Below are 9488 nucleotides of genomic sequence, written 5' to 3' on the forward strand. Positions count from 1 at the left end.
TGGTGCTGATACAACCTATAACAAGGAACACCCATGAAACGCAGCCTGACCGCCCTGGCCCTGATCGTCGCCGCCACTGCCGCCGGCGCTTACTGGTATATCGACAGCAAGCAGCCGCAACGCGCGGGCGAGCTGAGCCTGAGTTCTTTGCAGGCGCCGGTCACGGTGGATTACGACGAGCGCGGCGTGCCGCATATCCAGGCGCAGAACGAGGCCGATCTGTACCGCGCGCTGGGTTATGTGCACGCCCAGGACCGCCTGTTCCAGATGGAAATTCTGCGTCGCCTGGCCCGTGGCGAGCTGGCGCAAGTGCTCGGCAGCACGCTGGTCGACACCGACCGCCTGTTCCGCACCCTGGGCATCCGCGAGCACGCCGACCGCTACGCGGCGCAGATGGACATGACCACCCCGGCGAGCCAGGCGCTGCAGGCCTACCTCGACGGCATCAACCAGTACCAGGCCAACCACCCGGCGCCCATCGAATTCGACGTGCTGGGCATCGACAAATGCCCCTTTACCGCCGCCGACACCCTCAGCGTTGCCGGCTATATGGCTTACAGCTTCGCTGCCGCGTTTCGCACCGAACCGGTGCTGACGCATATCCGCGATCAACTGGGCGCGGACTATTTAAAGGCCTTTGACCTCGACTGGCACCCGCAGGGCGTGGTTGGGCAAAACCTCGCCGCCGGCGACTGGCAGGACCTTAACGCCATTGCCGAACTAAGCCACGCCGCGCTGCTGAATGCCGGCCTACCGCAGTTCGAGGGCAGTAACGCCTGGGCGGTGTCCGGCAGCCGCACCGCCAGCGGCAAACCGCTGCTGGCCGGCGACCCGCATATTCGCTTCGCGGTGCCGTCGGTATGGTACGAGGCCAACCTGAGTTACCCCGGCTTCAGCCTGTACGGTCATCACCAGGCGCTCAACCCGGTGGCATCGCTGGGCCATAACCCAGCGTTCGCCTGGAGCCTGACCATGTTGCAGAACGACGATCTGGACCTGATCGCCGAGAAAACCAACCCGGCCAACGCCAATCAGGTCTGGTATCGCGGCCAGTGGGTCGAGCTGCAAAGCCGCGTTGAACAAATCAGCGTCAAGAACGCCGCGCCGGTCAGCCTGACCATCCGCCGCTCGCCCCACGGCCCGCTGATCAACGGCGCCCTGGGCGAAACCGCCGGCAGCACGCCGATTGCCATGTGGTGGGCGTTCCTCGAAACCGAGAATCCGCTCCTCGACGGTTTCTACCAGCTCAACCGCGCCGCCAGCCTGGAGCAGGCCCGCGCCGCCGTCGAACATATCGAGGCACCCGGCCTGAATATCGTCTGGGCCAACGCCAGCGGCGATATCGGCTGGTGGGCGGCGGCGAAACTGCCGCGCCGCCCGGCCGGAGTCAACCCGAGCTTTATCCTCGACGGGGCCAGCGGCGAGGCGGAAAAAGACGGCTACTTCCCGTTCAGCGCCAACCCGCAGGAAGAAAACCCGGCGCGCGGCTATATCCTCTCCGCCAACTACCAACCCGTGTCGCCGACCGGCATGGCGATTCCCGGCTACTACAACCTGGCCGATCGCGGCCAGCGCCTGGATGATCGCCTGAGCGACAACCGCGTGAAATGGGATTTGCACAACAGCCAGGCGCTGCAACTCGACCCTGGCACCGACTACCCGCAACGCCTGCTCGCGCCGCTGGCCGCCGACCTGCGCAGCGCAACGGCTGGTGCCGAGGAGCAGGCGCTGGTCGAGCAACTGCTGAGCTGGGATGGCCAACACAGCCTCGACGCCACCGCCGCCACGCTGTTCAACCAGTTGGTTTATCAGCTGACATTTGCGGCCATGGCCGACGAGCTGGGCGACGCCTTCTTCAGCAACCTGCTGCAAACCCGTGTACTCGACAGCGCCCTACCGCGCCTGGCCGCCGATGCCGATTCGCCCTGGTGGGACAAGCGCGGCAGCGACGCCGTGGAAAGCCGCGCCGACACCGTTAAAAACGCCTGGCAAGCCAGCCTCGCCCACCTGCGTAGCACCTTGGGTGACGACGCCACTCAATGGACCTGGGGCAGCGCGCACACCCTCACCCACAGCCACCCACTGGGCCAGCGCAAGCCACTGGATAAACTGTTCAACGTCGGCCCCTTCGCCGCACCGGGCGGCCATGAAACGCCGAACAATCTCTCACACCGGGTCGGCCCGGCGCCCTGGTCAGTGGCCTACGGCCCCTCGACCCGCCGCCTGATCGACCTGGCCGACGCCAGTACCGCACTGGGCATCAACCCGGTCGGCCAGAGCGGCGTGCTGTTCGATAAGCATTACCAGGACCAGGCAGAGCGCTATATGCGCGGCGAGTATGTGCCGATGCACCTGGATGCCAAGGCGATCAAGGCCAATAGCCGCAGCCAGTTGCTCCTGCTGCCCAGCCCGAACTAAGCCCTGCCGAGACACGCGGCGCGAAACCACCAGGCTTCTCGCCGCCATTCAACTAGCGCGGATACACAGACCAGCGAACCGCCAGGGCATCGTGCACCGTCCTAGCCTGGCGCTAGGTGCGGTCCAGCGGGCTCAGCACAGCAAAGCCGCCGCGATTGAGCACATGGGTATAGATCATGGTGGTCTTTACATCCGAGTGGCCAAGCAACTCCTGCACTGTACGAATATCCTGACCGCTCTCCAGCAAATGCGTGGCAAAGGAATGGCGCAGCGTATGCGGCGTGGCGTGCTTGATCAGCCCTGCCCGCCGAGTCGCCTCGCGCACCGCTCGCTGGATGGTTTTCTCATGTAAATGATGGCGAAAAATGCCTTTTGAGCGCGGATCGACCGAACGATTAACTGACGGAAAGACAAACTGCCAACCCCACTCTGCCGCCGCATTGGAATACTTACGCGCCAACGCAAAAGGCAGATTAGCCAAGCCGAAACCTTCGGCTAAATCCTTTTGGTGCAACAACTTTGCATGACGCAAATGCTGCTGAAGCGGCAGCACCAAGCGTTGCGGCAGCATGGTGACCCGATCCTTCTGCCCTTTGCCATCACGTACCAGCACCTCGCCACGAGCAAAGTCCACATCCTTGACCCGCAAGCGCAAGGCTTCCAACAGCCGCAAACCAGAGCCATACAACAGGCTGGCCACAATCCAACGCACGCCATCCAACTGCCCGAGCACCGCACTCACCTCCTCGCGCGTCAGTACAACCGGCAAATGCTTGGGCTTCTTGGCCCGCACTATCCCCGCCAACCAAGGCAACTCCAGCTTCAGCACCTCCTTGTAGAGAAACAACAACGCCGCCAATGCCTGATTCTGCGTAGAAGCCGACACATTGCGCGCCGTCGCCAAATGGGTAAGAAACGCCTCGATTTCTGCCGCCCCCATCTCCGCCGGATGACGATAACGGTGGAAACGAATAAAGCGCTTTACCCACTCGGCGTAGACAGTTTCTGTACGGATAGAATAGTTTCTGACTCTAATTTGCTGACGTACCTGATCCAGCAGCTTGGGCTTGCCGTCATCCATGTCGCGTTTCTCCCTGAATGCAGTCGCGCTTGCCGCGACCACCTTCAAGCTAGACAAGGACTTGGCAGACGACAAGGAAGCTTATGCGACACACCCCGCGACCGACCGCGGCACGCGTGTCGTCTAATTAATAGTTAGGCATAGGTACATCCGGGAAAGGGTTTGAACATGGAAGTTCCGCACGAAAATCACATTGCGTTTGATCAACCCGCTAATTTTCGTCGCCTGAACAAATCCGGCCCGCAACATTTGCTTGGCTCTCGCTCCAACACCGCGTGCACCACATTCGCCAGAATAATCGGCACGCGCATGTTCCAAGCGTCAGGCTCCGCAGCTTTGGGTCATCAAGTATTTACGCCTGGCGTGCCATCGGTGGCGCGGCCTAACATGTGGTTCAAGATCGTTCGCTTCGCTCACTCTGGACGGGCTAAAGCCCGCCCCTTAACCAAACGTTAGGCAGCTCCGGGAACATTTCCTAGTTTGGTTTTTACCTGCAACATCGCGGCGCCAGTAAGTCGCATAGTCAGTGGCATTATTAAAAGGAATTGGTTTATGCCGGACACCGTAACAATTAACTTACCGCGTTCACCCTCCCGCTTGGCGGCGTCAGCCTTTTCTTTCTGCATTGCGGCGGCTACCGTGTCGGGCAGGCCAGGCCTAACAACTGCTTCAAATCGTTCGCTGCGCTCACTGGGACGGGCTAAAGCCCGCCCCTTAACCAAACGTTAGGTGCAGTCGTGGATGTCATTGGCTTCGTAGAAAATACGTATAAATTATTCGAGACCTTTGAAAAGCCTGAATTCGCCACGGACATTAATCATTGCGAAGAATGCAGAGATCACAACGACGAAATTAACAATTCAGACAGACAAGATTTGTCGCCTGAGCAAATTGGTACTGTATGCTGGGGTATTTCCTCTTTTCTTACACCTCAAGCTATGGGCTATTACATACCAAGATTCATCGAATTAGCAGTTACGGGGCAGAATGACAAAGACGGCAAGCCTTACATGTGCCTATTTATTAATCAAATAGGTTTACACTCGGAGTCTTTGCAATTTTCAAAGTTTTCTATTGAACAACGGCAGGCAGTATACAAAAGCTTAATTATTTTAAAAACCGAACACATAAACACACTAATTGAGCACTGCTGGGAACACGACATTGGTACGGCAATAAATCAGTGGGGCACCTAACTAGTGGTTCAAACCGTTCGCTTCGCTCACTGGGACGGGCTAAAGCCCGCCCCTTAACCAAACGTTAGGCAAATAATATGACAAACGCCGACGAAGACTGTATTTCCTACTTCATCGTCGTGGATGGAATAGAGGAAGAGACAAAAAGTCTTATACGAGAGTATTTTCCAAATGTACGGGGCGGAGTAAGACCTGACACTTTAATATCCTATCGCTCCATACCTTGCGAGATAAACGAAATTGAAAACACCTTAGTGTGGATCACCAAGAATCTAACGAATAGTCACTCGGAAACCTGTCTTATTATTAGTATTCAATCACTACGAAACTGGGCAAATTTCTACGTACCACACCAATTAATAGGGCTAGTTCAAAAATACCAAATCGATCTTAAAATTTCGTTTCTTTCGCCAGCCCGAAAGAGAAACAGCGATAGTCCGGGCGAGGCCTAACAAGTGGTTCAAATCGTTCGCTTCGCTCACTGGGACGGGCTAAAGCCCGCCCCTTAACCAAACGTTGTGTTCCAAGGAGCCACAATGGCTGCTAACAATACCGACGCTTATGAAGCAAACACGCTAAAGTGCTTCATAGACAGTTTGGAGTCTGAAGCAGTAGCGAAACGCTGCAAATTTTGCCGCGCCATATGGTTAAGCATTGCAATTGCTTGCGGGCTTTTTATTTACATCGCTTATAACTATACAAACATTGAAGTGCCATTTCTCTTAATCGCATCAATGGCTGGCGGGGCCTTCGCAACATTTTCAGGAATTAGCTCTGGCAATGCCAGAAACACAGAAATACTGAAGCCTTACGTGAACATCGAGGCTATGAAAGAGCGGATGCGCGAGCTTGAAACATAACAATTGGTTCAAATCGCTCGCTTCGCTCGCTGGGACCGGCTAAAGCCGGCCCCTTAACCAAACGTTAGGAAAAACCATGCGTATTGCCTTGATTTTGTTATCCACCCTTATAGGCGGCTGTTCATTATTCGATAGAATAGGAAACAAACCTTATATATTTCCAGTTGACGGCGAACCATATTCTGAAGTTGTCGTAAATTATGATACAGGCTCATGGTTTAACATTTTCAACATGGATATAAATGGGTGCTTTGCCGGGAGCTCGGTACTTGGATCATCTGGAGAAACGGTAAAGGTTCATTCTGACAAAGATATCTTTTTGGCTTTAGAAAAACATTCTGGAAACTCTTTTTGCAGAATAATCTATTCATTTACTCCAGAGCGAGACGTTAAATATATATTCACTCAGGGAAGTCACATTGAAGAAAAAACCGGGATCTCTGGGTTTCTTTCAGGCCCCGATGTTTATTGCAGTGTTAGCGGGCAAAAGATTCTTACTTCAGGGGTAAGAGAGCCTTTAGAACTTAAGAAAATGGATCTTCGTCCTTCTGGTCTAGCTTGCCTAAGGATGAGAGAAACCAAGCGCCTTAAGTAGAAATGTTTGTTTGGTTTCCTAACAAGTGGTTGAAATCGTTCGCTTCGCTCACTGGGACGGGCTAAAGCCCGCCCCTTAACCAAACGTTAGGCCTTAAACAATGACCGATTTCGTCATTACGACCCTTGCGCTTACAAATCTAGCTCTTCCAGCATTGCTGTTTCTCGTAGTTAATTCATTCCAGAACACTTGGATTATACTTTTCCGCGCAGTCGTAGCCATTGGATGCGGTTGGGCATTTACCATCTCGTATGCATTTGCTGCTAATGCCATTAATTTTTCACTTTCACATACCCAGGTTGAGCTTGAATCAATGTACGCCGGTGACGGCGCGCCACTGGCCTTTGCGATGGTACTTGGCTGGTTTCCTCCTGCTATCGTAGTGCTCACCACATGGGGAGTTCACCTTGTCATTACCAAGCGAATGAAGGCAAAGGCCTAACAAGTGGTTCAAATCGTTCGCTGCACTCACTGGGACGGGCTAAAGCCCGCCCCTTAACCAAACGTTAGGCAGCTCCGGGGAAATTCCCTGGTTTAGTTTTCACCTACAACATCGCGTCGCCAGCATATCGCATAGTTAGTGGCATTACTCAAAGGAGTTGGTTTATGCCGGGCACTGTAACAATTAACTTACCGCGCTCACCCTCTCGCTTGGCGGCGTTAGCCTTTTCTTTCAGCGTTGCGGCGGCTACCGTGTCGGGCAGGCCAGGCCTAACAACTGGCTTAAATCGTTCGCTGCGCTCACTGGGACGGGCTAAAGCCCGCCCCTTAGCCAACCGTTATGCACATACAAGGAGTTCCGCGTGCTCACAAAATACTTATACATTGCAGGCTGCATACCATTCCTTGCACTTGGCATCCTGCATACGGTCTACACAATCACAGACACGTACAACCCTAAAAAGCTAATACCATATAAATCTGGTGTTATGGGGCTCATGAAAGAGTCAACCTTAGCCATAACAAAAGAAACAGATATGTGGCGCGCCTGGGTTGGCTTTAACATCAGTCACGGCATCGGCATACTATTTTTCTCCGCCACTTATTTATATTTATCAATCTCCTATATATCCTTCCTGGAAAGCTCTCTGTTTTTCATGAGCGCTGCGCCAATCATTTCATTAACATATTTCGTACTGTCTAAAAAATATTGGTTTAGCATTCCCACCATAGGGTCAGCTATCGGTCTACTGTGTTTCGTTGCAGGGGCATTGGCGCAGGTATATGCATAACATGTGGTTCAAGCCGTTCGCTTCGCTCACTCGGGACGGGCTAAAGCCCGCCCCTTAACCAAACGTTAGGCAGCCTCCGGAAACACGACCCAGATTGGTTTGCCCGCAACACCGCGTCGTCAGTAAGTCGCATAGTTAGTGGCATTATTCAAAGGAGTTGGTTTATGCCGGACACCGTAACAATTAACTTACCGCGCTCGCGTTCCAGCTCGGCGGCGTCCGCCTTTTCTTTCTGCATTACGGCAGCTATCGTGTCAGGCCCGACAGGCCTAACAAATGGCTCAAATCGTTCGCTGCGCTCACTGGGACGGGCTAAAGCCCGCCCCTTAGCCAAACGTTAGGCCCCCTATGACAATCCATCATCAATCGCAGAAAGAACGGATAGAGGCAGGGCTTGGGTTTGAGTGGGACTTGCTGCCTGCGACAATTACCCGCACTTCAGACATCCCAACTAAGACATCACATCTCAACTTCAAGCGGGTCGGTGATTCACATAAAGGGATCGGTAGCTGTGACGGCTTGCACACCTTATGGGCTACGTCCGTTAATCAGGATTTCTTAGAGGAAATTTGCTTAATAAAAACGCTTGATACTCTTTACCTTTCAGGTGTTACGGCGCAAGATCTTTACGCCGTAAATACGCTGCCTAAACTTAGGCGCCTATTAGTAGTTGGAGCTTCGAAGCTTAAAGACCTGGCATGGCTTCCTACTCAGCGATCATTGAAGTATTTGGCGATTGAAAATTTAAAGCTGGTTCATGACCTTTCACCATTGTCACAGCTCGTTCAACTCCAATCTCTTGCTGTCGAAGGCAGCATGTGGACTCCAATGCGCGTTTCATGTCTAAAGCCCCTGTCCAATCTAACCCTACTGAAGGCTCTGTTCATAACAAATCTTCGGGTGGAGGACCATTCGCTTCAACCGCTCCACACTCTTGACCAACTCGAGCTCTTACAGTGTGCGCGCTTCTTCCCACGCGCTGAGTTTATGCGACTGTCGGCTGCGCAGCCCAAACTTCGCTGTAGTTGGTTTGAAGCTGAGAATTGGAAGGTAAAATGAGGTCTAACAATTGGTTCAAATCGTTCGCTGCGCTCACTGGGACGGGCTAAAGCCCGCCCCTTAACCAAACGTTAGGGTTTAATATGCATCGACTGAAAATGCTCCCCTTAATCGTGTTACTGCTTTTATCAACCGGATGTGTCGGTTATTGGAAGTCAGAAAACTCACCAATACAAACAAAAGAACTGTCCGGCGGAGAGCTTTCTTATTTTGGCGTTGAGCGCGCAAGAGAAAACCATCCAATCAACGGCTCTCAAATATACAATGAAAAAATTAGTTGGTGCGGCCTGACTATTTTGGCGGTAATCCCCATCCCGCTTATGCTTCCTACCTGCCGCTCATTCACCGAACTGACCTTCAAAGACAATGTCCCAATTAGAACTTCAACACAATTTGTTAAAACTACAGGTGCTTTCTGCGGACCTTTTGTACCTTTTCTTAACATGTGGGCCGGCTCATTTAGTCCCTGCGCAGTGCACAACCCGCACCCTAACTAGTGGTTCAAACCGTTCGCTGCGCTCACTGGGACGGGCTAAAGCCCGCCCCTTAACCAAACGTTAGCGGTAAAAAATGAAATTTACTGTATCTGAAAAATATAAGAACCAAGGAAGGCGAAAGACTATATACGCCGCAATTCTTGTCGTCGCCTTAATAGCAGGCTTTATATTCATGTTCGTTAATAGCAGCGATTTATCAAAAAAGGTAATCGCTGCAATCGGCATATTCCTTCTTGCTAAATATCTACCGCATGCGTATCGAAGCATCAAGAACCATGACACCTCATACCCTGAGGTAGAAATTCTTGAACCCCAAGAGAAAATCGACATATCGCATAAAGGCGCTGTCGTGAGCATGCCGTTATCGGATATAGAAAGCCTAAGAATCCAGAGTATTAAAGGCAATGTTAAATCTCTACTACTAACCACAAAATCTTTCAGAAACCTACGTTTTGAAGGCTATGAAAATTTAGCAGAAATGGCTGAGCTTCTTAAGAAATATACGCCAGCAGGAAAAACCAAAAATGCCGCGTGGTTTCACCGCTAACAA

9 protein-coding genes are annotated in these 9488 nt (G+C 52.7%); 8 read left to right on the plus strand and 1 reads right to left on the minus strand.

Annotated features, from left to right (window positions below):
- Nucleotides 1–33: 33 nt before the first annotated feature.
- Nucleotides 34–2418, plus strand: a complete 2385-nt coding sequence (locus WA145_RS02510; protein ID WP_422580053.1) for a penicillin acylase family protein — start codon at nt 34–36, stop codon at nt 2416–2418.
- A gap of 112 nt (nt 2419–2530) precedes the next feature.
- Here the strand turns inward: WA145_RS02510 and WA145_RS02515 are convergent, their stop codons facing one another.
- Nucleotides 2531–3499 carry an integron integrase gene (locus WA145_RS02515; protein WP_422580054.1) on the minus strand — a complete coding sequence of 323 codons (969 nt, stop codon included), beginning with the start codon at nt 3497–3499 and terminating at the stop codon, nt 2531–2533.
- A gap of 737 nt (nt 3500–4236) precedes the next feature.
- Here WA145_RS02515 and WA145_RS02520 point away from each other — a divergent pair.
- The 7 genes from WA145_RS02520 (at nt 4237) to WA145_RS02550 (ending at nt 9485) form a co-directional block, all read left to right on the plus strand.
- Complete coding sequence (locus WA145_RS02520; protein WP_422580055.1) at nt 4237–4695, plus strand: hypothetical protein; 459 nt, start codon at nt 4237–4239, stop codon at nt 4693–4695.
- A gap of 536 nt (nt 4696–5231) precedes the next feature.
- Nucleotides 5232–5555 (plus strand): hypothetical protein, encoded by a 324-nt coding sequence (locus tag WA145_RS02525; RefSeq protein WP_422580056.1) that lies wholly within the window; start codon nt 5232–5234, stop codon nt 5553–5555.
- 76 nt (nt 5556–5631) lie between these two features.
- Nucleotides 5632–6150: a hypothetical protein gene (locus WA145_RS02530; protein WP_422580057.1), complete on the plus strand. Its 519-nt coding sequence runs from the start codon at nt 5632–5634 to the stop codon at nt 6148–6150.
- A gap of 100 nt (nt 6151–6250) precedes the next feature.
- Nucleotides 6251–6592 (plus strand): hypothetical protein, encoded by a 342-nt coding sequence (locus WA145_RS02535; RefSeq protein WP_422580058.1) that lies wholly within the window; start codon nt 6251–6253, stop codon nt 6590–6592.
- A 361-nt stretch (nt 6593–6953) separates the two neighbouring features.
- Nucleotides 6954–7382, plus strand: a complete 429-nt coding sequence (locus WA145_RS02540; protein ID WP_422580059.1) for an LIC_13387 family protein — start codon at nt 6954–6956, stop codon at nt 7380–7382.
- Between the two features lie 1142 nt (nt 7383–8524).
- Nucleotides 8525–8938: a hypothetical protein gene (locus tag WA145_RS02545; protein ID WP_422580060.1), complete on the plus strand. Its 414-nt coding sequence runs from the start codon at nt 8525–8527 to the stop codon at nt 8936–8938.
- A 73-nt stretch (nt 8939–9011) separates the two neighbouring features.
- Complete coding sequence (locus WA145_RS02550; RefSeq protein WP_422580061.1) at nt 9012–9485, plus strand: hypothetical protein; 474 nt, start codon at nt 9012–9014, stop codon at nt 9483–9485.
- Nucleotides 9486–9488 lie beyond the last annotated feature (3 nt).

Source organism: Pseudomonas sp. (assembly GCF_049301935.1).
GTDB lineage: Bacteria > Pseudomonadota > Gammaproteobacteria > Pseudomonadales > Pseudomonadaceae > Aquipseudomonas.